Source organism: Paraburkholderia haematera (assembly GCF_905220975.1).
In the GTDB taxonomy this organism is placed as follows: domain Bacteria; phylum Pseudomonadota; class Gammaproteobacteria; order Burkholderiales; family Burkholderiaceae; genus Paraburkholderia; species Paraburkholderia haematera.
Genome location: NZ_CAJNBK010000005.1, coordinates 330,384 through 353,736, shown reverse-complemented (window position 1 = coordinate 353,736; position 23,353 = coordinate 330,384). Strand labels below are relative to the sequence as shown.

Annotated in this window: 17 protein-coding genes; 11 read left to right on the top strand and 6 right to left on the bottom strand. The window is 60.4% G+C overall.

What is annotated here, in order from left to right:
• Positions 1-129: 129 nt before the first annotated feature.
• On the bottom strand, positions 130-1,932 hold the full coding sequence (locus tag KHO23_RS13070; RefSeq protein WP_211611634.1) for an NAD(P)/FAD-dependent oxidoreductase: 1,803 nt from the start codon (positions 1,930-1,932) through the stop codon (positions 130-132).
• 81 nt (positions 1,933-2,013) lie between these two features.
• Positions 2,014-3,156: a sigma-54-dependent Fis family transcriptional regulator gene (locus KHO23_RS13065; protein ID WP_211611685.1), complete on the bottom strand. Its 1,143-nt coding sequence runs from the start codon at positions 3,154-3,156 to the stop codon at positions 2,014-2,016.
• Positions 3,157-3,383: 227 nt separating this feature from the next.
• Here KHO23_RS13065 and KHO23_RS13060 point away from each other — a divergent pair, with 227 nt between their 5' ends.
• A complete protein-coding gene (locus tag KHO23_RS13060) occupies positions 3,384-3,698 on the top strand; it encodes a helicase (protein ID WP_211611633.1) in 315 nt (104 codons plus the stop codon).
• A gap of 20 nt (positions 3,699-3,718) precedes the next feature.
• Here the strand turns inward: KHO23_RS13060 and KHO23_RS13055 are convergent, their stop codons facing one another.
• Positions 3,719-4,333, bottom strand: a complete 615-nt coding sequence (locus KHO23_RS13055; RefSeq protein WP_211611632.1) for a TetR/AcrR family transcriptional regulator — start codon at positions 4,331-4,333, stop codon at positions 3,719-3,721.
• 83 nt (positions 4,334-4,416) lie between these two features.
• Here KHO23_RS13055 and KHO23_RS13050 point away from each other — a divergent pair, with 83 nt between their 5' ends.
• The 4 genes from KHO23_RS13050 to KHO23_RS13035 all read left to right on the top strand — a co-directional run bounded on the left by KHO23_RS13050 (position 4,417) and on the right by KHO23_RS13035 (position 6,967).
• Positions 4,417-5,544 carry an MBL fold metallo-hydrolase gene (locus KHO23_RS13050; protein ID WP_211611631.1) on the top strand — a complete coding sequence of 376 codons (1,128 nt, stop codon included), beginning with the start codon at positions 4,417-4,419 and terminating at the stop codon, positions 5,542-5,544.
• Between the two features lie 221 nt (positions 5,545-5,765).
• Positions 5,766-6,341 carry an RNA polymerase sigma factor gene (locus KHO23_RS13045; protein ID WP_211611630.1) on the top strand — a complete coding sequence of 192 codons (576 nt, stop codon included), beginning with the start codon at positions 5,766-5,768 and terminating at the stop codon, positions 6,339-6,341.
• Positions 6,342-6,353: 12 nt separating this feature from the next.
• Positions 6,354-6,668: a hypothetical protein gene (locus KHO23_RS13040; protein WP_211611629.1), complete on the top strand. Its 315-nt coding sequence runs from the start codon at positions 6,354-6,356 to the stop codon at positions 6,666-6,668.
• Positions 6,665-6,967, top strand: coding sequence for a 4Fe-4S dicluster domain-containing protein (locus tag KHO23_RS13035; protein WP_211611628.1), 303 nt, complete (start codon positions 6,665-6,667; stop codon positions 6,965-6,967). The genes KHO23_RS13040 and KHO23_RS13035 overlap by 4 nt, the downstream gene beginning before the upstream one ends.
• Here the strand turns inward: KHO23_RS13035 and KHO23_RS13030 are convergent.
• The 3 genes from KHO23_RS13030 to KHO23_RS13020 form a co-directional block, all read right to left on the bottom strand.
• Positions 6,962-9,769, bottom strand: coding sequence for a bifunctional diguanylate cyclase/phosphodiesterase (locus KHO23_RS13030; protein WP_211611627.1), 2,808 nt, complete (start codon positions 9,767-9,769; stop codon positions 6,962-6,964). The genes KHO23_RS13035 and KHO23_RS13030 overlap by 6 nt on opposite strands.
• Entirely contained in the window at positions 9,766-10,560 is a 795-nt protein-coding gene (locus tag KHO23_RS13025; protein ID WP_211611626.1) for a substrate-binding periplasmic protein, read from the bottom strand. The genes KHO23_RS13030 and KHO23_RS13025 overlap by 4 nt, the downstream gene beginning before the upstream one ends.
• Positions 10,561-10,809: 249 nt before the next feature.
• Positions 10,810-11,718, bottom strand: a complete 909-nt coding sequence (locus KHO23_RS13020) for a LysR family transcriptional regulator (RefSeq protein WP_211611625.1) — start codon at positions 11,716-11,718, stop codon at positions 10,810-10,812.
• A 115-nt stretch (positions 11,719-11,833) separates the two neighbouring features.
• On the opposite strand from KHO23_RS13020, the gene metE (KHO23_RS13015) reads away from it, so the two are divergent.
• The 6 genes from metE (KHO23_RS13015) to KHO23_RS12990 all read left to right on the top strand — a co-directional run bounded on the left by metE (KHO23_RS13015) (position 11,834) and on the right by KHO23_RS12990 (position 22,970).
• A complete protein-coding gene (gene metE / locus KHO23_RS13015) occupies positions 11,834-14,113 on the top strand; it encodes a 5-methyltetrahydropteroyltriglutamate--homocysteine S-methyltransferase (protein ID WP_211611624.1) in 2,280 nt (759 codons plus the stop codon).
• Positions 14,114-14,140: 27 nt separating this feature from the next.
• On the top strand, positions 14,141-16,420 hold the full coding sequence (gene metE / locus KHO23_RS13010) for a 5-methyltetrahydropteroyltriglutamate--homocysteine S-methyltransferase (RefSeq protein ID WP_211611623.1): 2,280 nt from the start codon (positions 14,141-14,143) through the stop codon (positions 16,418-16,420).
• A gap of 187 nt (positions 16,421-16,607) precedes the next feature.
• Positions 16,608-17,546 carry a S1C family serine protease gene (locus KHO23_RS13005; protein WP_211611622.1) on the top strand — a complete coding sequence of 313 codons (939 nt, stop codon included), beginning with the start codon at positions 16,608-16,610 and terminating at the stop codon, positions 17,544-17,546.
• Between the two features lie 34 nt (positions 17,547-17,580).
• On the top strand, positions 17,581-18,234 hold the full coding sequence (locus KHO23_RS13000) for a response regulator transcription factor (RefSeq protein WP_236066819.1): 654 nt from the start codon (positions 17,581-17,583) through the stop codon (positions 18,232-18,234).
• Positions 18,235-18,426: 192 nt separating this feature from the next.
• A complete protein-coding gene (locus tag KHO23_RS12995) occupies positions 18,427-20,325 on the top strand; it encodes a potassium transporter Kup (RefSeq protein WP_211611621.1) in 1,899 nt (632 codons plus the stop codon).
• A gap of 995 nt (positions 20,326-21,320) precedes the next feature.
• Entirely contained in the window at positions 21,321-22,970 is a 1,650-nt protein-coding gene (locus KHO23_RS12990) for an Nramp family divalent metal transporter (protein WP_211611620.1), read from the top strand.
• The last annotated feature ends 383 nt before the right edge of the window (positions 22,971-23,353 follow it).

Genomic DNA, 23,353 nt, shown 5'->3' with positions numbered 1-23,353 from the left:
CGGCATGGACCGCTTCATTGCGCAAGGCGGCGCGCTGATTTGTCGATGCGCGCCGCCACCCGCACCCGTATCCGTATCCGTATCCGTCAGAACGGGATCGCGAAGACGCGCATCGATCACACGCCGGCGTCAGGAAAGATGATGCACTTTCTGGAGGCCATAAACCGGCGTCGCAATGCCCTCCATGCGCGCCTTCAATTGCAGCGATAAGTATTGGGAGTAGTGACGCGACTGATGCAGATTACCGCCATGGAACCACAACGCAGGCTGCTGTGTGGGTTTCCACATGTTGCGTTGCTCGCCTTCCCACGGTCCCGGGTCCTTCGTGGTATTCGAACCCAGCCCCCACACTTTGCCCACTTTATCCGCCACTTCACGCGAGATGAGATCGGCGGCCCAGCCGTTCATCGACCCATAGCCGGTTGCATAGACGACGAGATCTGCCTCCAGCTCGGTGCCATCGCTTAGCAGGACAGCGTGTTCCTTGAGTTCGGCCACATCCACGCCACTCTTTAGTTTGATCTTGCCGTCCGCAACAAGGTCGGCGGCGCCAACATCAATGTAATAACCCGACCCGCGCCGGAGATATTTCATGAAGAGCCCCGAGTCGTCGTCCCCGAAATCAAGCATGAAACCCCGCTTTTCCAGACGATCGTAAAACGCTGCGTCGCGCTCCCTGATCGCGTCGAATACGGGCTTTTGAAACGTGTGCAGGATCCTGTACGGAATCGACGCAAACGTCAGGTCGGCTTTCGACGTCGTCATGCCTGACGCCACCGCGCGCTCGGAATAAAGATCGCCGAGAGCAAGCTCCATCAGCGAATCTGACTTGACGATATGGGTGGACGAACGCTGAACCATCGTAACGTCGACACCCGCCTCCCACAACGCCGCGCAGATATCGTGCGCCGAATTGTTCGCGCCGATCACCACCACTTTCTTGCCCTTGTACGCGTCGGGCCCCGGATGTTTCGATGAGTGATGCTGCTCACCCTTGAACACATCCATGCCTTTGAACGAGGGGATATTCGGCTTACCCGACATGCCCGTGGCAAGCACAAGCTGCTTTGGCCGCAGCGTCAGCGCCTCACCGTCGTGCTCGACCTCGACCACCCATTCGCCCGCCGCTTCGTCATATCGCGCGGACTTGCACGTGGTCGCCCCCCAGTAGTTCAATTCCATGACCTTGGTGTACATCTCAAGCCAGTCGCCGATCTTGTCCTTGGGCGTGAAAACCGGCCAGTTATCCGGGAATGGCAAATAAGGCATATGGTCGTACCAGACCGGATCATGCAGACACAATGACTTGTAGCGGTTGCGCCAGGCGTCGCCAGGACGTGGATTCTTATCCACGATAATCGTCGGCACACCCAACTGCCGCAGACGCGCGCCCAGGCCGATCCCACCCTGGCCGCCACCCACGATCAAACAGTAGGGCTGTTCCGCGCGGCCCAGCGCCTGCGCCTCGGCTTCACGACGCTCCTTCCAGCTCGTTCGATCCATGCGTGCGCCATGTTCCGCACCCATTGGACGGCGATTGCCTTTGGGTTCTTCATGGCCTTTCAGTTCACCCATGGTGGTCAGCAAGGTCCAGATCAGGCCATCCTTCACGCGGATAAAGCCGCTGCCGCGCGCGGCTTCCGTTTCGAATGTGATCCACGCCTGTGCGACGCCGTCGGCTTCGCTCGGTGTTTCATGTTCAGCAACCCGCAGCCGTGTTGGCTTAATGGCGTCGAGTTGTGCGTCGAGCATGGCGCCGATCTGGTCCCGGCCCTCCATGGTTTTGATATTCCAGGTAAACGCGACCAGATCGCGCCAGTAGCACTCCGGTTGAAACAACGCGACGGCTGCCGCGGTATCGCCGCGTTTAAGCGCCGATTCCATGGACTCCAGAATATGTGTAATGGTCCGGCTTGCATTATTTTCAGGCATGGCTGCTCCTCCATTCGATACGGATTAGTGAAACGTCGAAGTGATGCGCGGGTTCTTCGCCCGCTAGATAATCGTGGACCGCTATTGCCGGTGAGGCGGGACAATCCCGAACTTCGCGATCCGTCTGTAAAGCGTCGCGCGCGAGATGCCAAGGATTTGGGCGGTCTCGTCCGGTCGCCATTTCGCATTCGTCAAGGCGTTGACGATGCGCTCGCGCTCAAGGGCGTCGATATCGGTGAGTGTGGGTTGCGCCTCGCGGGCGGGATCCCGGGGCTTCGGCGCAGGTTGCCGTTGCGCGCGAATGACGGGCGGACGAACCCGCGCATAGAGAGGCGAGCCATTGCCCGCAAATTTCATCGAGACCATGTCGCGACCAGGCCTGACATCCAGAAGACGTTCGGCGCGGACATCGAATAACTCGGAGACAGGCCGTGGCAACCCGTCAAGGCCTGGCACACACTCTTTGGCCCGGCGATTGGCCGCGACCGCATTTCCACGCGCATCGAAGGCGATCAGAATCTCCGGCTGGGCTTCCACGTAGTGGCGATTCCGGTGCGCCAGCAAGACCCAGCAATCCGTGGTCGCGTTGAGAAAGAAACTGTCCTCGATCAACACCGCGCTATGGCGCACGATGTGATTGATCAGCCGCTGGCTTTCGCGCTCGTCAGGCGAGCGAATCGCGGACGCATCCAGCACGCCGATCAGTTCGCCTTCGAGCCCAAAGATCGGTGAGGCGCTGCACGTCAACGCGGTAAAAGCGGCGCGAAAATGATCGGTCTTATGAACCGTGATCGGTTGGGAATCGAGCAGCACGGCCGCAACGCCACAGGTTCCCTCTTCCCGCTCGGACCAGCAGGAGCCCCAATAAAGTCCTGCTCGTTTGAAGTCGTTGCGCCGATCCCGGTCAACGCGATAATCGATCGTCACGCCCTGCGCGTCGGTGAGCATCACGCAGTAGTCCGCTTCGCGTACCGTCTCATGCAGACGCGAAAGACACTCTCCTGAGGCCCGTAAAACCGATTCTTCCCGATGTTGCACGTCGCGTAATTCCGGCGCGGTCAGAATGCGCGGACCCTTTGTCAGGCCAGGATCGAGATGATATTGCTCAAGCGAGCGCCAATACGACGAAGCCAGCCGCGTAGCATCGGCGCCGCGACCGGACGTCCGGCCTTCGATCAACCTGCGGATCCGGTCGATGTGTCTCACTTGCGGAACATAGGGCATGAATGTCTCCGGTCGGCTCGGCGCGCATCGCTGGGCGGCACGCTCAGGATGACTTTTAGCATGCGGGTTCCGGAAGATCACACCGCAGTGCAGCATCTGACTGGGTGAGACTTTTGTCTCAGCTTTTTTGTGATGGTGACTGAGTGCGGCCCGGTTTCTGGAGCAAGGAAAACGCGGAGGCGTGATGCCCACTGCTAAAATGTCTCCCCCTTTCTCTGGAGACGCACATGTCCTGGTTCATCTATGAAGTGCCCGAATACAACGAAGACGGGGCGCGCATCGAACCCTTCAGCGACCTGCGTAGCCGCGTCCAGAAAGTCAGTGGCCAGGCCATGGCTGACGAACTGGAAAGCGTCCGCGAGAATGCCGCGACGACAGCCGATACCCCGGCGCACCCGTTACGCACCGCGGAAAATCCTCAGGTATTCCCAATCCCCTATGCCGACTCCATGATCCTGGTCGGGTTCATCTTCGAACTGAAACGGGAGTCCCGGCGCCTCGTGGTGTCACCCGTAGAAATGTCCTGGCTGAAAGACGCGTAAAACATCTCGTCGCCCACACGTCACGCATAGCGCGCAAGAAACATATCGGCTGCAGATTCCGCGACCTGCCGTTGCTCATCCACACCGAGCGGCGGCTGGCCCATCGTCACCTGCGGCCAGAAAGCGAACGCTTTGACCAGGCCCTGCAACTGCTGCGAGGCGAACATCGGGTCCGCCGTCTTGAGGCGGCCGTCGGCAGCGGCCGCGCGAATCCACACGGTCAAATCTTCCTCCCGCTCACCCATGCGGGTCACCATATCGCGCGCGCGCTCCGGCGAATGAATGCCTGCGGCGATCGCCACACGCGCGAGGGACAGAAACGCCTCGTCGTTCAACAGGCTTAGTTTCTTCAACAGAAGCTGAAGCAACTGCGCACGCAAGGGATGCGTGCCCGAATAAACCGGCGCCGCTCCCGTGTCGCTCGACTCCCACAACTGCCGCAGGATCGCGGCGAACAGCGCTTCCTTGCTCGGAAAATGGTTGTAGACCGTTCGCTTGGAGACACTCGCGCGCGCCGCGATACGGTCCATGCTGGTCGCGTCGAAGCCGGCCGCGAGAAATTCTTCGATGGCCGCCTCAATGACGGCAGCGCGCTTGCGGTCGGTCAGACGAAGGGGGATATCACTGGTGTTCATCCCTAAATTTTACACCGGGCAGTTTACTTTTCTCAAAAACAAACTACACTCAACAGTCTACTTTCTGCATCGAGGCGGTTTGCATGACATCGTTCACCGGTTCTATTCGCCGCACCCTGGGCCTGACGGCGGCGCGACGCGGGCGCGAATCGTTCGACACGTCGGCTCAGCACGACGGCGAGCGCTTCCGGAACGTCAAGCCGCGTCCTGTTGAAGGAATCGCTAAGACGTTGAGCATCGTGTGGAATATCCTGCTCAACAAACCGGACGGCACGGTCCCGGCGGGCGCCCTGCCCGTGGATGCCCTGTCGCGTGAACAACTCGACGCCGCACCGGATCGGAGCCTGTATCGCCTCGGACATTCGACCATGCTGCTCAAGCTGCGTGGTCAGTTCTGGCTGACTGACCCTGTTTTCGCCGAACGTGCATCGCCGTTCCGGCGCTTCGGTCCGAAGCGCTTCCATGCACCGCCCATTGCGCTCGAAGACTTGCCGCCGCTGCGCGGCGTGATCCTGTCGCACGACCATTACGACCATCTGGACCGCGAAACGGTGCTGGCGCTCGCCGCGAAAACGGCGGTGTTTCTGACGCCGCTCGGCGTCGGCGACCGCCTGATCGAATGGGGTATCGACGCGTCGCAGGTACGCCAGTTCGACTGGTGGCAGAGCGTCGAGATCGACGGCCTGGCGTTCACGGCAACACCGGCGCAGCATTTCTCCGGCCGCAGTCTCTTTGACGGCAACAGCACCTTGTGGGCCTCGTGGGTGATCGTCGACGAGGCGCTGCGCGTGTTCTTCAGCGGCGACACGGGCTACTTCGACGGCTTCAAGACGATTGGCGAACGGTTGGGTCCATTCGACGTGACGCTGCTCGAAACAGGCGCCTACGATGCCCAATGGCCGTACGTCCACATGCAGCCCGACGAGACCGTGCAGGCACACGTCGATCTGCGCGGGCGCTGGCTGGTGCCGGTTCACAACGGCACGTTCGACCTGGCGATGCATCGCTGGCAGGAACCCTACGAACGCGTGGTCGGGCTCACCGCCGTGCGCGGTATTCCGCTTGCGACACCTCGCATGGGCGAACGGCTGGATCTGGGCGAGCCACACCGCGGCGAGAAGTGGTGGCGCGCGGTTGAGGAGCGTGCGCAGGAGCCCGCAACGTCGCGGCGCTGGTTCGCCTGTCGCCAAAGCCGGCAAACGAGTTCGTGAGGCTGGCTATTGGCGCTCGCGGATAGCGCGAGCGATGGCGCGTTCAGGGATAATCAGGCGCGTCAACGCACCCAGACTCACGAGCCAGGCCGCCTCGATCACGATCCGCACCCCATCAATACGGTGGATCCTTGCACTCGAGATGAAACCGGAGTGCCGATCCGCCACGTCAAATTTCCCCTCGCAGACAATATTTCCAGTCGCCAAACGTCTACAGACGTATGGAACCGCCGCGCACCCCGAACCCGATGATCGAACGAGATAAGGACATCACTGCAACTGTGTTGCGTGAGCGGTCGAAACTCGGCAATTTCATCCGGCGCCGCGTGCACGACCAGGGCGAGGCTGAAGACATCTTGCAAGATGTATTTCACGAGTTCGTGCAAGCCTACCGGCTCCCCGCGCCGATTGAACAGGTGAGCGCGTGGCTGTTTCGCGTCGCACGGAACCGCATCATCGACCGCTTTCGCAAGCGCCGCGAGGAACCGCTGGCCGACATGGCCGACGACCCCGACGACGCCGACTATCGGTTGGATCTCGCCCTGCCGTCGACCGACGCCGGCCCGGAAGCCGTCTATGCAAGGTCAATCCTGCTGGAAGCCCTGGAAGACGCGCTCAACGAATTGCCGGCGAATCAGCGCGACGTCTTTGTCGCCCATGAACTCGAAGGGCGCAGCTTCAAGGAGCTGGCATCCGAAAGCGGTGTCGGCGTGAACACGCTATTGGCACGCAAGCGCTACGCAGTACTGCATCTGCGCGCTCGCCTGCAAGCCGTGTATGACGAACTGGATATTTAAAGGAGCAAGTCGATGAGATTCAAACTCAGATGCTTCGGCAAAGTACTGCTGGTGCTGGTGGGCATTGCGGTACTGGGATGGATGGTGATGGCGCTGTGGAATTGGGTAGTCCCTGCGCTATTCATTGGCGGCCGTTCAATCGATTATTTGCACGCGATGGGCCTGTTGATCCTGAGCCGGATTCTCTTCGGCGGTTTTCGGGGGCGCGGCGGTTGCCATGGACACCGGCATTGGCGTCGGTGGGAACGGATGACGCCGGAAGAACGCGAAAACTTTCAGAAGAATATCTCATCCGAAGAGGGCAAGCGCAACGAGGATCAGGCATGAGCAAGGCATCGGCTTCGGCATGCAAACAGGACGCAGGCGTGATCGCTCCGATCGTTAACCTGAAACGGTGCGAAGGCAAGGGCGATTGCGCGGCAGTCTGTCCCGAGGACGTTTTCGAAATCCGCCGGATCGACACGGCTGACTACCAGCAGTTAGGCGCGCTGCACAAATTCAAGCTGCGCATACACGGAATGAAAATCGCGTATACGCCAAACGCCGATGCGTGCCGCGCATGCGGCTTGTGCGTAACGGCATGCCCCGAACATGCCATTACGTTAGCCAGGATCGTGACGTCATAAAGATCCGGTTACCGTACCTGAACCCACGTTTCTCTCATCACGCCCGGCCGGCTGGTCTTCCATCCGGTCGCGGGAATTGAACAGGTTCACAAACTGCTCAAAACCCTGAATCGGAAGCGGCTTGCAAAAGAGGAAACCTTGGTAGGCATGACATCCTGCTACTGCCAGAAAATCTCTTTGCGCTTCCGTTTCAACGCCTTCGGCAATAACGCCCAGGTTAAAACTTCGGGCAAGCGCCACGATTGTTCGCGCGATGTCAGCGTCGTTGGGGTCGACCAGAATGTCGCGTACGAACGACCGGTCAATCTTTAACTGGTCCAACGGCAATCTTTTCAGGTAAGACAGCGAAGAGTAGCCAGTCCCGAAGTCATCCAGGGAAAACGTCACGCCCCGAGCGCGAAGAGCACTCATCTTTTCGATAATGTCCTGTACGTTCTCAACGAGCACACTCTCGGTCAGTTCGAGCTTCAGCTTGTCCGCCCTCGCCCCAGTCCGGTTGATGACCGCGAGGACACCATCCACGAAGTCAGGTTCACGAAATTGCCGCGCGCTTACGTTCACGGATATCGACATATGCGCCATTGACGGCCGCGTCGCCCACAGGGCGAGCTGGGCGCACGCGGACACCAGTACCGTTCGCCCCATCTCGAGAATCAATCCGGATTCCTCCGCGATCGGGATAAACTCACCCGGAGGTATCAGGCCGCGCTCAGGATGCGCCCAGCGCACGAGCGCTTCCGCACCGGTTATATGGTTGCCGTCAATCACCTGCGCCTGATAGTGAATGACAAACCGGTTCTCCTCAACGGCGTTGCGCAGACCCACCTCAAGCTCGGCACGCCTTAGCACTGCCGTTTGCATCGCAGGGTCGAAGAAGCACATGGCATTGCGCCCGCGTTCCTTCGATTTATACATGGCGAGATCGGCCTGCTTGAAAAGCTCGTCGGTGGAAGTCTGCTCTCCGCTGAATACGGTGACGCCAATGCTTGCGGTACTCCGGAACTGGATGCCATTGAGCTGGTAGGCGCACCCCAGCACGGAGAGAATTCTTTCTCCCACCGCCTCCGTTTCCGCGGTCGCCCTGGCCTGATCCAGACTCAGATTGCCCAGCACCACAACGAACTCGTCCCCGCCGACCCGGGCGACCGTGTCGCCCTCATTAACACTGCTCGACAGTCGATACGCGACCTGCCGCAGAAGCAGATCGCCTTTGTCATGTCCCAGCGTATCGTTTAGCGTTTTGAAGTGGTCGAGGTCGATGAACATCAGGGCACCGCAGACCTTGTTCTGCCGGCAGGCCACCATGGCCTGCCTCAGGCGGTCCAGCAGAAGCGCGCGATTGGGCAGGCGGGTAAGCGTGTCGTAAAAGGCAAGTTCCCGGATCTTCTCCTCCGACTTTTTACGCTCGGTAATATCGCGGCCGCTTGTACGAAATCCGATGAAGTCGCCCCGCTGATTGCTGATCGGAACCCAGGAGAGCGACAGCCAGAGGGGCGATCCATCCTTGCGCACGCAACGAAACTCCAGATCGTCGCCGCGAGAACCCTGAAGCCCCTTCTTGAATTCCGGCGCAACGCGTGAAATGTCCTCCGGATGGATTAGCGTGCGGGCGAAGTCGGGCATCGCCATGCACTCGTCGACCGAGTAGCCCGTGTAGTACTCAACCGACGGATTGATCCAGCGAGGTTTGCCGTCCGGTCCCCACCAGATCTCCAGGTTCACCGTGCAGTCGGCAATGGCGCGAAACTTCTCCTCGTTCTCACGCAACTCCCGCGTCATCGCCGAGGCTAGCCGCATGGCACGCTCCCGCCCTGTCATCATCAGCCAGGTCAGAAGCGCCAGCAGGAGACTCAATCCCCCGCCGGCGCCCGCAATTAACGCTTCAGCATTGCGTCCCAACCGGGATCGAAACGCGTTGGAGGCGCTCATCGAGAGCATCCAGTCGTGCCCGTCCACAACCAGATATTCGTGGGCGGAAATGAGCGCGGGCGCACCCCGGTTGTCTGTCTCCGACGTGCGATGCAGCAGCGCAGCCTCCAACGGCTCGACGCCATCGTAAATGGCCAGCGAGACACCGGGGGGCTGTTCGCCGTAGAGACTGGCCATCACATCGTGCATACGGAACGATGCATAGACCCAACCGATAATGTTCGCCCGTCGCTGCACAAGGTTGTCCTGCGCCTTGCCGGAAGCGTAGATCGGAAGGTACATGATGAAACCTGGCCGAGTGTCCGCTTCCTCGTCGATCGTGAGACGCACCTTTCCGGAGATGGATGCCATGCCGGAGTCCCGGGCCTGCTCCATTGCAGAGCGCCGCACCGTTTCGCTCCAGGAGTCAAAGCCGGGCGAGCTGCGCGCGAGGTCAATAAAGGGCTCGCGCTGGACGATCGGGGCATAATCCTGGCGCGGCCCGTCGGGGTGAATCGAGTAGCCTGGAATGCCACCCTGGCGCATGTCCGCTATATGGGCCGCTTTACGCGCCGCCGGCACCCATTCGATCACACCAACGCTATGAACGCCGGAAAAGTTCGCGTCAAGATTGAGCGCGCTTACATAGCGCCGGAACCGGTCGCGATCAATGGTTCCGTTCGCGGCGAACAGGCTCTGCACGCCTCGCAACATCAGTTCGTAGGTTCCCATGCGCTGCTCGACGCGGCTCACCGCGTCACCCATGGTGTAATCGAACTGGGTGCGAAGCTCTTTGCGAGTCGCCTGCCGTTCGTGATTCCAGACTATCCAGGTCACGCAGAGCGACGCGGATAAAACCAGTAACGGCAGCAGGACGGAGCGTAACCGGATCACGGTGACGCCTTGAAGTTGACCATGGAATCGGCCAGATCCGGTCTGAAGTACTTTTCGAAGATGCGGCGCACGGTTCCGTCAGCGCGCATTTCATCGACCAGTGCCCGCCATTTCTCCCGTTCGGTAGCCGAAAGCGCCTTCTTCGACATGATCAGACCGTGCGGCACCGAAGGATCGTTGAACTCAACGATCGTCGTCACGTCGCGGATTCTTTTCTCCTCGAGCGCGGGGTAGTCGAAGGGCTCGATAATCATGCCCTGGATTTGCCGAAGAATAAGCGCCTGATAGAGAGGCTCGAGCCCACCCGCCAGGCTTACGCGGTTTTCCGAGGTCAGCCTGTCGACCAGTTCGTTGGCCGATGCGCTGTAGCGAAAACTGCGGATTACGCCGAGCTGCGCGTGCTCATTGTGGTCGAAGTCGGCGACGTTATGGATGCCGGCGTCCTTGCGCACGAGCAGATAGTATTTATTGCTGAAGTACCACGCAAACGAGGCATATTGATTGCGTTCGTCGTTCGCAATGCCAGAAAGACTGAAGTCGAGTGCGCCCGACTCGATCAGTTTCCAGATACGTGCGCGCGACATGAGGCTGACCTTTATCTGACAACCGCTACGCCGGATCAGCTCGTCTGCAAAGTCTTTGTCGATACCGCTGTCGGTATCGAGCGAATAGAGCAGGCCGTGGTCGTGCAATCCAAGCGTAAACGGCCGGGAACAATCCGGGCCGCCCGCAAAGGCATTGCTTACGAAACACGCTGCCAACAACACCCCGCCAAGCCAGTTTCGAATCACAACGCCTCCGTAGCGCAATGACGCCCGGTTGAATGCTCATCCGCGATCACAATCCGACGGTATGTTCAGTCAGGCTTTTTATTAGCCCCTGACTTTTATCACACATTGCGGGATATTTTTCTGACTCAATGCGTTGCCGATGTGCGCGAGCACACAGGATATTCTTTCGCAATCTCTCTGTATGCAAGAGCGACAATATTTTGTCGCTCCTGGGGGCCCTGACGACTTCTTGCCGTCAGCCGATATCCGCTAAACGCGAAGTCGGGCGCCACTCCAATCAGACTCGCGAGCGAGTGCGACGAATGCCGCCAGATAATCGAGTGCCTCATCCGCATCGCGGGTGCCGAGATAGATCTGCTTGGCGATCCCTTTCTTTCCAAGCTTGAGCGGCACGAGCGGCATCGAGTCCGCGTATTCCTCTGCCAGCCATCGCGGCAGAGCGGCGACACCACGCCCGCTCGCCACCATCTGGAGCATGATGTCGGTCGTTTCGATCACCTTGTGGCGTCGCGGCACGACGTTGGCCGGCGTCAGGAACTGATTGTAGATATCCAGCCGATCGGTTTCGACGGGATAGGTGATCAGCACCTCGCTTGCCAGTTGTTCGGGCGTGACGTACGCCGCATCCGCCAGCGGATGTTCTTCGCTAACCACCAGAACCTGCTCGTAGTCGAATACCGGCTCAAAGCGCAATCCAGGCCGCTTCAACGGGTCCGGGGTGACGAGCACGTCAATGTCGTATCCGAACAGCGCACCGATTCCGCCAAACTGAAATCTTTGTTTGACGTCGACGTCCACGTCGGGCCAGCGCGTCAAATAAGGCGACACGACTTTGAGCAGCCACTGATAGCACGGGTGGCATTCCATGCCGATACGCAGCGTGCCTCTTTGGCCCTGCGCGTACTGCTTCATCCGGTCTTCCGCGTGTTCCATCTGCGGCAGCACTCGGTTCGCCAGCGCGAGCAGATACTGGCCGGCCTGGGTCAGCCGCAAGTTGCGGCCTTCGCGATCCCATACCGGGGTGCCAAGCTGTTGCTCCATTTTCTTGACGGTATGGCTCAGCGCCGACTGCGTCAGGCACAGGACATTGGCGGCGGCCGTCAGCGAGCCCTGACGGTCCACTTCCCGAATGATCGCCAGATGGCTTCGCTCCAGCATCGCGGACCCATGAAGAAAGTTAATCGAACAATGAAATAATGCCATTATATTTCATGAACTGTTCCCCCTATGATCGACCCGTTCATCCATTCAGGATCAGGAGCGGTTCATCATCATGGCGACAACACATAACCTGGGCTTCCCCCGTATCGGCGCAAAGCGCGAACTCAAATTTGCCCAGGAAGGCTACTGGAAGGGTCAATCGTCACGCGACGAATTGCAGGCGCTGGGCGCGCAACTGCGTCACCGCCATTGGGAAAACCAGGCAGGACTCGATCAGGTGCCGGTCGGCGACTTCTCGTTCTACGACCAGGTCCTCGACATGAGCTTCACGCTGGGCAACGTTCCGGAGCGTGTCCGCGGCTTCGAGGGCGATCCGCTGGACAACTATTTCCGCGTCGCGCGCGGCCGCTCCGCCCATGATTCAGCGTGCTCCTGCGGCGTGCAGGCGGGCGAGATGACCAAATGGTTCGATACGAACTATCACTACATCGTGCCGGAGTTCAGTGCGGCGACGGAATTCTCGCTGGATGCGTCGCGTCTCATCGATCAGCTCGCGCAAGCGCGCGCGCTCGGCATCAAGGCGAAACCGGTCGTGATCGGCCCGGTCACGTATCTGTGGCTCGGCAAAGCGAAGGACGATTCAGACAAGCTCGCGCTACTGCCGCGCCTGTTGCCGGTCTATGCGGCCTTGATCGAGCAGTTGGCAGCACAAGGCGTGGAGTGGATCCAGATCGACGAGCCGGCGCTTGTCACGGAACTGGATGCGAACTGGCAGCAGGCCTTCGTCGCGGCCTACGCGGCGTTGAAGACTGACAAGGTCAAACTGCTGCTCGCCACTTACTTCGGGCAACTACAGGACAATCTCGCGCTTGCCTGCAATTTGCCGGTTCAGGGTTTGCACATCGACGCGATCAATGCACGAGCGGAAGTCGAGCAAGCCGTTGCGCTTCTGTCGGCCGACAAGGTGTTGTCGCTCGGCGTGATCAATGGGCGCAACATCTGGAAAACCGACCTGAACGCCGTGCTCGAATGGCTTGAGCCGATTCATCGCGCGTTGCATTCGCGGCTCTGGATCGCGCCGACGTGCTCGTTGCTGCACGTACCCGTCGACCTGACCAGCGAACAGAAACTCGATCAGGAAACAAAAACGTGGCTCGCCTTCGCGCTGCAAAAGCTCGACGAACTGAAGACGCTCGCTCAGGCGTTGAATGGCGGCCGGGAATCCGTGCAAGCCGCGCTCGCCGCCAATCGAACTGCTATTGAGAGCCGCAGCCAGTCCCCCCGCGTGCACAATCCGTCGGTCAAGGCCGCGCTCGCAAAGATCGACGCGGCGCTGGGCCGTCGCGACAGCGCGTATCCGCAACGCGCGGCGAAGCAGTCCGCCTTGTTGAAGCTGCCGCCCTACCCGACCACCACCATCGGCTCGTTCCCGCAGACCGCCGAAATCCGCCAGGCACGCAGCCAGTTCAAGAGCGGCGAACTGGACGAAGCCAGCTACACGACGGTGATGCAGCGCGAAATCGCCCGCAGCGTGCATGAACAGGAAGCGTTGGGACTCGACGTACTCGTGCACGGCGAAGCGGAACGTAACGACATGGTCGAGTATTTCGGCGAGCAACTCGACGGTTACGCGTTCAGCCAATTCGGCTGGGTGCAGTCCTACGGTTCCCGTTGTGTCAAACCGCCCATTCTGTTCGGCGATATCAGCCGCCCGAAAGCCATGACCGTCGAGTGGATCAAGTACGCGCAATCGCAGACGGCCAAGCCGATGAAAGGCATGCTGACCGGCCCCGTCACGATCCTGAACTGGTCGTTCGTGCGTGATGACCAGCCGCGCTCGGTGTCGTGCTACCAGTTGGCACTCGCCATCCGCGAAGAAGTACTGGATCTGGAGAAAGCCGGCGTACGCGTGATTCAGATCGATGAAGCCGCGCTGCGTGAGGGTCTGCCGCTGCGTAAGTCACAGTGGAACGACTATCTGCAGTGGGCTGTGGAGTCTTTCCGCATCACGGCCAACGGTGTTCAGGACGAGACGCAGATTCACACGCATATGTGCTATTCGGAGTTCAACGACATCATCGCGTCGATCGCCGATATGGACGCGGACGTGATCACCATCGAGACGTCGCGCTCGGATATGGAGTTGCTCGACGCGTTCGACAACTTCAACTATCCGAACGAAATCGGACCGGGCGTGTACGACATCCACTCGCCGAACATTCCTGACCAGGAGCACATCGTGCAACTGATGAAGAAGGCGGCCGAACGTATTCCGGCAGAGCGCCTGTGGGTCAATCCGGATTGCGGCCTGAAAACGCGTGCATGGGAAGAGGTAATTCCCGCGCTGAAGAATATGGTCGCGGCGGCGCAAACGCTGCGCGCAACGGCGTAATACGTCAGGACTGGATTAGCACTGTTTATGGCACGCACTCACATCTCTGGTTTTCCGCGCATCGGCGCACAGCGCGAATTCAAGTTCGCACAGGAATCGTTCTGGCGCGGCGAATCCGGCGATGCCGATCTGAAGGGCATCGCGAAGGAATTGCGCAGCCGGCATTGGGAATTGCAGCGTGCGGCGAAGCTCGACTTCGTCGCGGTTGGTGACTTCGCTTACTACGATCAGATGCTGAACCTGAGCGCGCTGCTCGGCGCGTTGCCGGAGCGCTTCGGATTCGAGCCGGCGACGCTTTCGCTGACGCAGTACTACGAACTCGCGCGGGGCAACGCAGCACAGCCGGCCATGGACATGACCAAGTGGTTCGACACCAACTACCACTACCTGGTGCCGGAGCTCGGACCCGCTACGACCTTCAATGGCGGCGTCGACTGGTTCTTTGATGAAATCGACGAGGCGCTCGCGTTGAATCTGCGGGTCAAACCCGTGTTGATCGGGCCGATCACCTACTTGTGGCTGTCCAGGAGTCCGGTTCCCGGCTTTGACCGTTTGTCGCTTTTGCCGAAGCTGGTGATCCGCTACCTGCGCATTCTCGACACACTCAAGGCGCGCGGTATCGAATGGGTTCAGCTCGACGAGCCGGCCTTGTGTCTCGACCTCGACGCGGAATGGCTCGGGGCACTCTCGGCAGCGTACGACGTGTTGGGCGTCTCGGGCGTCAAGGTGTTGCTGGGGACCTATTTCGACACGGCGGCCGATCACGCTGCGATGGTTTCGCAACTTCCCGTGCACGGCGTCCATCTCGATCTGATCAGGGCACCGCAACAGCTCGACGTATGGCAAACCGCTCTGCCCGCCGACAAGGTGCTGTCGGCGGGCGTGGTCGACGGCCGGAACATCTGGCGCGCGGATCTGGGTGAAATTTCCGGCTCGCTCGATGCGCTGCACGCGCAACGCGGTGAGCACCTCTGGATCGCACCGTCATGCTCGCTCATTCATGTGCCGGTTACGCTCGCCGACGAAACGAAACTCGGCGCCGAACTCAAGTCATGGCTCGCCTTCGCGACCGAGAAACTCGATGAACTGAGCACGATCGCACTCGCGCTGCGCGACCCGGTTGCCGCTGAACCGGCGCTCGCCGCCGCGGATGCCGCGCTCGACGCACGACGTGCCTCGGGCGCGGTCATGAACGTGCTCGTTCAGAGAAAGGTGGCGAGCATCACCGATGCGATGGCCGGCCGCAAGAGCCCATTTGCCGTCCGCAGCCGCGTGCAGCGGCACTCACTGAAACTGCCCCTGCTGCCGACCACCACGATCGGTTCGTTTCCGCAAACGCCGGCAATCCGGCAGGCTCGCGCGGCATACAAGCGGGGCGAGATGCGGGCACTCGACTACCTTGAACGGATGCGAGCCGAAACGGCAAGCGTGGTTCGCAAGCAGGAAGAACTCGGACTCGATGTGCTCGTGCATGGTGAAGTGGAGCGCAACGACATGGTCGAATTCTTTGCCGATAAGCTCTGGGGCTTCGCGTTCACGGAAAACGGCTGGGTCCAGAACTACGGCTCGCAGTGCGTCAAACCGCCGATCATCTACGGTGACGTCTACCGCCCCGAACCCATGATGGTGGACGCCGCCTGCCATGCGCAATCGCTGACCGACCGTCTGGTGAAAGGTGTACTGACCGGACCGGTGACCATGCTTGAGTGGTCGTTTGTTCGCAATGACCAGCCCCGCGCCACCACTGCGCAGCAGTTGGCGCTCGTGATTCGCGACGAGGTGATCGACCTGGAAAAAGCCGGCATCCGGATCATCCAGATCGACGAACCGGCCTTCCGCGAAGGCTTGCCGCTACGCCAGGAAGACTGGCCGGCGTATCTGGAATGGGCGACGCGCGCGTTCAGGATTGCCGCGGGCGGCGTGTCCGACGCCACGCAGATTCATACGCACATGTGCTATTCCGAGTTCAACGACATCCTTCCTGCGATCGCCGATCTGGATGCGGATGTCATCACGATAGAAACCTCCCGCTCCTCCATGGAACTGCTCGACGGTTTTGTCGAGTTCGCCTATCCAAACGGTATTGGACCGGGTGTGTATGACACCCATTCGCCGCGCGTGCCGAGTGCCGATGCGATGCAGCAGCTGCTCGAGCGGGCGTGCAAAGTGGTGCCGGTCGAACGGCTCTGGGTCAACCCCGACTGCGGGCTGAAAACACGCGGCTGGCCCGAGACGGAAGCCGCGTTGAGCAATATGGTTCAGGCCGCGAAGACGTTGCGGCGGAAGCTCACTGAAAGCATCCGGTAATTTATTCGGTACATTTCACGAATTCCGACCGGCGTGGCGCATCCACCCGACTACCCGTTCGGGTGGTGTGCGTCCGCTGCCGTCCTGTCATTCTGAATGCACTCGCCCGCACCTTGCTGGCGAAGCATCGCGCCTCTATGTGCGCGAAGCACGAGCGAATTGCATTCCAACTGGCAGGAGAAATGGCATGGAAACGTCAACATCCAGCGGAAATCCATTGCAGGACCTTTCCGACAATCTGGCGGACATCGTCGAGCGCGTGGGACAGCGCGTCGTCGCGGTGCACGGTCGGCATCACCTTCCTTCAACTGGCGTAATCTGGCGGCATGGCGTTGTCGTCACGGCGGCGCACACGCTCCGACGCCAGGACGGAATCAATGTCACGCTGGCCGATGGCCGGACCGTCGCCGCGGTTCTCGCGGGGCAGGACACGGGCACCGACCTCGCCGTGCTCAAACTGGACGGTCTGGACCTCGACCCGGTCGAGTCCGGCGATGCCCGCTCGCTCAAGTCAGGCCATCTGGTGCTCGCGGTCGCCCGGGCTGACGGACTCGGCGCCAGCGCGGATTTCGGCGTGGTCGGGGCCGTCGGCGGTCCTTGGCGCACATGGCGGGGCGGGCAGCTGGATGCGTTCGTGCGGCTCGACGGCGGCCTGCGCGCGGGTTTCTCGGGCGCGGCCCTCACGGATATGCGCGGACAGGTCATGGGTATCTGCACATCGGCGCTTGCACGTGGCGCCGGCATCCTGATTCCCACGGCGACCGTGGCGCGCATCACCGACGAACTGCTGGCCAAAGGACACGTCTCGCGCGGCTACCTCGGCGTTGGCACGCAGACAGTGAATCTGTCGGAAGCATGGATGAAGAAAATGACCCTGTCGTCCGATCGCGGCTTGCTGATCGTTTCGCTCGCGGCGAACGGTCCTGCAGAAAAGGCAGGTGTGCTCATCGGCGACGTGCTGGTCGAACTGGATGGCGAGCCGTGCAAGGACATCGACGACCTGCACGCCGCGCTCAGTGCCGAGCGCATCGGACAGCCGTTGAAAATCGGGCTGATTCGCGGCGGGGAGCGTCACGAATGTACCGTTATCCTCGGCGAACGCCCGCAACGGAATTCGTGCCGGTGAGGTTAAGGCAAGCAGTCAAGCGTCGGGTGGACAGATGGCACAGATGAGCCCGGTCCGGGTCGCCGTTATCGCCGATGCGCCGCGGGTGCGCGCGTACCTGCAAGCGCTTGTCGAAGCGACTCCTGCATTCGAGTTCGTGGGCAGTGCAGCCGACGGTGAAACGCTCGCCGACCGCTTTGCCGGTTCGTTGCCGGACGTGATCGTAATCGACGTGGAGCCGGAGGCGAGCGACGCGTTCAGGCCCGGACTCGACGCAGATCACACGCCGCCGGCGCTCGTCCTGTTGACCGACGAGGCGGACAGCGACTGGATCAATGAGGCGTTGCCAGGCACCGTCATGGCGATCCTGTCGCGAGACGCGAGGCCAGGCGAAATCGTCGCCGCGATCGAAGCTTCGGCCGCGGGTCTTTGCGTGCTGCCGCCGGAGATCCTCGCGCGGCTGCTAACCGGGCGCAAGCCGCCTCGCCCTATGACGTCCGCAGTGCGCGTCGAAGCGCTGACCCCGCGCGAAATCGAAGTGCTGGCCATGCTCGCCGAAGGGCTCGGCAACAAGGAGATCGCGCGCCAACTCGCCATCTCGGACAACACCGTGAAATTCCACCTCTCGTCCATTTTCGGCAAGCTGGGCGCAACCAGCCGCACCGAAGCGGTGATGCTGGGCATGCGGCACGGATTCATCATGGTGTAGCGGTTGTAGCAGTTGCAGCGGGTCGGCGCAACGTCGATGCCGCAGGTCGAAAGTTGTTCTGAAAGGTAGGGCCGGTAGCATACGAGGCGATCTCAGGAATCCTCCTTTCACGTTTCTGTCATCAATACGCCGCGCGTCTGCGGAAATATCCCTAGACCGTGCGTCCGCGGAAACACTCAACTTAGATTCCCTATGTCCTCCACTGCTCTCAGCACGGCCTCTCCCGCAAAACAAGCTGCGCCCGGCCTTGTGCTCGGCGCCATCGGGGTTGTGTTCGGCGATATCGGAACCAGCCCGCTCTATACGCTGCGCGAATGCCTGAAGGCGGCAGGCGGTATCACGCAAATCAATGTGTTCGGCATTGTGTCGCTGATTCTTTGGTCGATCATCATTGTCGTCACGCTGAAGTACGTCAGTTTCGTGATGCGTGCGGACAACGAGGGCGAGGGCGGCATTCTGGCGCTCACCGCACTTGCGTCCGGCGTCGCACCCGTGCGATTGCGTGGCGTTCTATTGACGCTCGGGGTATTCGGCGCGGCCATGTTCTACGGCGATTCGATGATCACACCGGCCATTTCGGTGATATCCGCAGTGGAAGGCGTGACACTCGTGGACCCGCATCTGACCGAATGGATTGTCCCCATCTCGCTCGTCATTCTCACCGGCCTCTTCAAACTTCAGAAACGCGGCACGGGTGCGGTCGGGCAGGTTTTCGGGCCGGTAATGATCGTCTGGTTCGTGACCCTGGCGGCGCTCGGCATATCCCATATCGTCACGCATACCGCCATTGTGCAGGCCGTGTCGCCGCTCTACGCCGTCAAATTCGTCGCACACGCGCCGGCCACCGCGTTCGTCGTGCTGGGCTCGGTCTTTCTGGCGCTGACCGGCGGCGAGGCCCTCTACGCCGACATGGGCCACTTCGGCAAAAAGCCGATCCGGTTCGCGTGGCTGCTTCTCGTGCTACCCAGCCTGGTGCTGAACTATTTCGGTCAGGCGGCGCTGGTTCTGGAAAAGCCTTCGGCGATTGCCCAACCGTTTTTTCAGTCCGCGCCTGACTGGGCACTCATACCGCTAGTTGTACTCGCCACGTCCGCCACCATCATCGCGTCGCAGGCCGTCATCTCGGGCGCCTTTTCGATGACCAAGCAGGCCGTGCAACTCGGCTTTCTGCCGCGCATTCCGGTCGTGCACACGTCGACGCACGAGATGGGACAGGTGTATGTCCCGTTCATCAATGTCACCCTTTACGCGGCCGTCGTTTTTCTCGTGGTGTTCTTCAAGTCCTCTGACAATCTGGCGGCGGCTTACGGTATCGCAGTGGCATCGACCATGCTGCTGACCACCTTGCTGATGTACTTCATCACCCACTGCCTGTGGCACTGGAAACCGCTTGCAACCGCGCTTGTCATCGGGCCCCTCGCGCTGGTCGACGCGGTGTTCGTATCAAGCAACGTTAGCAAGGTACTTGAAGGCGGCTGGTTTCCGCTGCTCGCCGGGGGCGTGCTATTTACCGTGATGACAACCTGGCATAAGGGACGTGAAACGCTTGTCGACAGAATGAAAACCGACAATATGCCACTGGTGGCGTTGATTCACTCCCTGTGCGACGGCGAGCATTCGCCGCCGCGCGTGAACGGCACGGCAGTTTTTCCGGGCGGGGTGGTGGACATGGCGCCATCAGCGTTTCTGCATAACCTGAAGCACAACGGCGTCATGCATCAGACCAACATCTTCCTTGCCGGTACGACGGACAACGTGCCGCACGTTCCCGACGAGCGCAAAGCGGTTGTCGTCGACCTCGGGCACGGATGCTACTCCGTCACCGTTCGCCACGGCTTCATGGAGATTCCGAACGTTCCCGCCATACTCGAACTGGCGCAGAAACAGATGCCGAACTGGACATACGAACCGGCGGATACGTCGTTCTTCCTCGCGCGCGACACCGTCATGGCGACCGGGGAAAGCAAATCGATGCCGCTCTGGCGCGAAAAGCTGTTCGCGTTTCTTGCAAGAAACGGGGCGCAGGCGGCCGAGTATTACAGTCTGCCCGCTAACCGCGTGGTGGAAATGGGCGGCCAGATCAACATCTGAGCGCCGGGAATCACGCCCGCTTCAGGAAACGACCCCGAAACCGGCGCCGGCAATGCCCGCGGCACAGACGACCACGGCAATCCCGGCGACGATCCACAAATAAGGTCCGCGAGGCCATGCCGCTGCGCTAATGCGCTGACTCGCGCACCCACCCTATCTTAAGGACTCGAAATGGATACCTACATCTTGTTAGGTTGTGGCTTTGGCGCGGCTCTGCTGATTGCAATCTGGGGACTCTGGCATCTCAGGTAACCCGCAAAACGGGCACTCGAAGAACACGCAACGATGACCAGTCCTACAGCGCCGGTCGTCGAATCATCCCGTGACCCGCATCGGGTGTGGCGCACGCACGGCGCCACCGAAAAACTTAGCAAGTCATTCCGGAACACACGGCCTTGCCTTCCTGTCAATTTTGAAAGGAAACGATGCCGGAAATTTATATTTACTCTGCTGAACGAATGATGTTGACTTCAGATTCGCCCGCCACCTAAAATTTAAGAATCTTCACAAACGGGGCTGATGCCTTGGACACCTGCAGTAGTCGACCTTCGAATGGTTTCGCTGCCTGACCGGCAGGACGTCCGCGCTCTCTTCATCCAGCCGCCGTCTTGCCTTCAGGCAGACGGTGCGCGCCGTAGTTACCCTCTCCGTGCACCTTAATTAGCGCCATACAGCCGCAGCGTTTTTGCGTCCGTATGGCATCGCGTCGCGATGCATCAACTCGCGGCTGCGTCCGTTCGCGCCTTGTCGATTTTCAATGGCGCAGCCGGACGCGTGGATAAACACGCGCTTCGCAAGCGTGCATTGCGAACATGCAGCGAGCGCGCACATACGCCCATAAGGAGCCGCCATGCCGGACAGTGACAGTTATCCCTTATGCCACTCACCTCGATCTTTGCCTGAGGAAAGCGAGTAGTCGTTCGACGATACGTGCTCCTACGTATGCCGGAGATGCGCAATTTCCTTTCAATAACCAGAATCCAGGAAAAAGCAAAATGGCCACTCCAGCGACTAACGTCTCACCGCCACGCAGCGCCGTGCTTGACTCCGCGCACATTGGCGACATTAAGGGGGCATTGGGCACCATCGCCCACCACGACACAGCGCCGCGCACCAACTGGTGGGCGCGCGTCCGAACGCTGCTCGCGATTCTCGGCCCCGGCCTTATCGTGATGGTCGGCGACAACGACGCAGGCGCCTTCGGCACCTACACCCAGGCCGGGCAGAACTATGGCACCACCTTGCTGTGGACCATGCTGCTGCTCGTGCCCGTTCTCTTCGTCAATCAGGAAATGGTGCTGCGTCTTGGCGCCGTGACCGGTGTCGGCCACGCGCGCCTCATCTTCGAACGCTTCGGTAAATTCTGGGGGGCGTTCAGCGTCGTCGACCTGTTCATATTGAACGCGCTCACCATCGTGACCGAATTCATCGGCATCACGTTCGTCTTCGACTTCTTCGGCATCTCCAAAGTTCTCGGGGTCTGCATTGCAGCGGCACTGACAATGGCTGCCGTCAGTACGGGCAATTTCAGGCGGTTCGAACGCTTCGCCGTCGTACTGTGCCTGCTGAGTCTGTTGCTGGTGCCGGTGCTGGTGTCGATTCACCCGCCGGTTGGCCAGATGACGCGCGACTTCTTCATTCCGAACTGGCCCGCCCATTCGAAGCTGAGCGACGTGATGCTGCTCGTCATCGGCATCGTCGGCACAACGGTCGCGCCGTGGCAACTGTTCTTCCAACAGAGCTACGTGGTCGACAAACGCATCACACCGCGCTTCATGAAGTATGAAAAAGCCGACCTGTGGATTGGCATTGTGTTCGTGCTGATCGGGGCAGTGGCGATGATTTCATTCTGCGCTGCGATGTATGCCGGCAAGCCTGAGTTCGGCAATTTCACCGATGCCGGTGGCGTGATTGCAGACCTGGAAAAATATGCGGGCCGCACCTCGGCTACCCTCTTCGCCGTGGCACTCCTTGACGCCTGCATCATCGGTGCAGCCGCGGTGTCGCTGTCGACCGCGTACGCCATCGGCGATGTGTTCAAGATCCGTCACTCGCTGCATCGTCCCGTGTCGGACGCCAAAGGCTTCTATCTCGTCTACTTCGGCATTGTTGCCGCCGCGGCAGCGCTGGTGCTGATTCCCGGCAGCCCGCTCGGTCTGTTGACTGAAGCTGTGCAAACGCTCGCGGGCGTATTGCTGCCCAGCGCTACGGTGTTTTTGCTGCTGCTGTGCAACGACCGCGCTGTTCTGGGTCCGTGGGTCAACTCGAAGAAGCTCAATCTGTTCACGGGCGCCGTTATCTGGGTGCTGGTGATGCTGTCCATCATCCTGACCGCCTCGGTCGTCTACCCGGACATCACGGGTGCAACGATTCTGGAAACGCTCGCGGGCGGGACCATGCTGGCCATCTTCGGCTATGCCGCCACGCTCGGAATTCGCAGACTCCGTCGCGAAGCCGCGGATGGCCAGGTGCAGCAGTATCCGAAGAACGCCCGGGATACGTGGCGCATGCCGCCGCTGGAAGACCTGCCGCCGCCGAATCTCACGCTCGCCAAGCGTGTCTGGATGGGTGTGTTGCGCGGCTATCTGCTGCTGGCCGTCGGCCTTGTTGTTCTGAAGGTCGTGCAGATGACGCTCCTGAAATAAAACCAACGCCAACGCTGCCGGGTCCATCCGTCCCGGCAGCGTGGGTGTTGTTTCCGCAGACGACCCACCGAACAACGCAAAGGCACGCAATATGCCGCCGCATTGTCTCGTCTACGGGAAATACTGCCTTGGCGAGGCGCTCCACGGCAGATAAGCGCCGAACGTCTGTGAAACGCTCAATAAGCGGCTGTCAACAGACGTCATATATCGAATGGCATTCCCCTGCGGTGCCCGCGTGCACTGCCTTTTTCCCGCCAAAATCGTCGGGAATAGTTCTGAATAAGGGAAAACCCGTATAATTGAGAACAAGAGGTCAGACAACTATAGGACACAATAGGAGTCGAGACCCTGGCCCGTGGCGCTGCCGCGCGGCGCCTGCCCTG

Excerpts from the sequence above, each read along its gene's own strand:
- KHO23_RS13070 (WP_211611634.1), bottom strand. The coding sequence starts at position 1,932 with ATGCCTGAAAATAATGCAAGCCGGACCATTACACATATTCTGGAGTCC.
- KHO23_RS13065 (WP_211611685.1), bottom strand. The coding sequence starts at position 3,156 with ATGCCCTATGTTCCGCAAGTGAGACACATCGACCGGATCCGCAGGTTG.
- KHO23_RS13060 (WP_211611633.1), top strand. The coding sequence starts at position 3,384 with ATGTCCTGGTTCATCTATGAAGTGCCCGAATACAACGAAGACGGGGCG.
- KHO23_RS13055 (WP_211611632.1), bottom strand. The coding sequence starts at position 4,333 with ATGAACACCAGTGATATCCCCCTTCGTCTGACCGACCGCAAGCGCGCT.
- KHO23_RS13050 (WP_211611631.1), top strand. The coding sequence starts at position 4,417 with ATGACATCGTTCACCGGTTCTATTCGCCGCACCCTGGGCCTGACGGCG.
- KHO23_RS13045 (WP_211611630.1), top strand. The coding sequence starts at position 5,766 with ATGGAACCGCCGCGCACCCCGAACCCGATGATCGAACGAGATAAGGAC.
- KHO23_RS13040 (WP_211611629.1), top strand. The coding sequence starts at position 6,354 with ATGAGATTCAAACTCAGATGCTTCGGCAAAGTACTGCTGGTGCTGGTG.
- KHO23_RS13035 (WP_211611628.1), top strand. The coding sequence starts at position 6,665 with ATGAGCAAGGCATCGGCTTCGGCATGCAAACAGGACGCAGGCGTGATC.
- KHO23_RS13020 (WP_211611625.1), bottom strand. The coding sequence starts at position 11,718 with ATGCTGGAGCGAAGCCATCTGGCGATCATTCGGGAAGTGGACCGTCAG.
- metE (WP_211611624.1), top strand. The coding sequence starts at position 11,834 with ATGGCGACAACACATAACCTGGGCTTCCCCCGTATCGGCGCAAAGCGC.
- metE (WP_211611623.1), top strand. The coding sequence starts at position 14,141 with ATGGCACGCACTCACATCTCTGGTTTTCCGCGCATCGGCGCACAGCGC.
- KHO23_RS13005 (WP_211611622.1), top strand. The coding sequence starts at position 16,608 with ATGGAAACGTCAACATCCAGCGGAAATCCATTGCAGGACCTTTCCGAC.
- KHO23_RS13000 (WP_236066819.1), top strand. The coding sequence starts at position 17,581 with ATGGCACAGATGAGCCCGGTCCGGGTCGCCGTTATCGCCGATGCGCCG.
- KHO23_RS12995 (WP_211611621.1), top strand. The coding sequence starts at position 18,427 with ATGTCCTCCACTGCTCTCAGCACGGCCTCTCCCGCAAAACAAGCTGCG.
- KHO23_RS12990 (WP_211611620.1), top strand. The coding sequence starts at position 21,321 with ATGGCCACTCCAGCGACTAACGTCTCACCGCCACGCAGCGCCGTGCTT.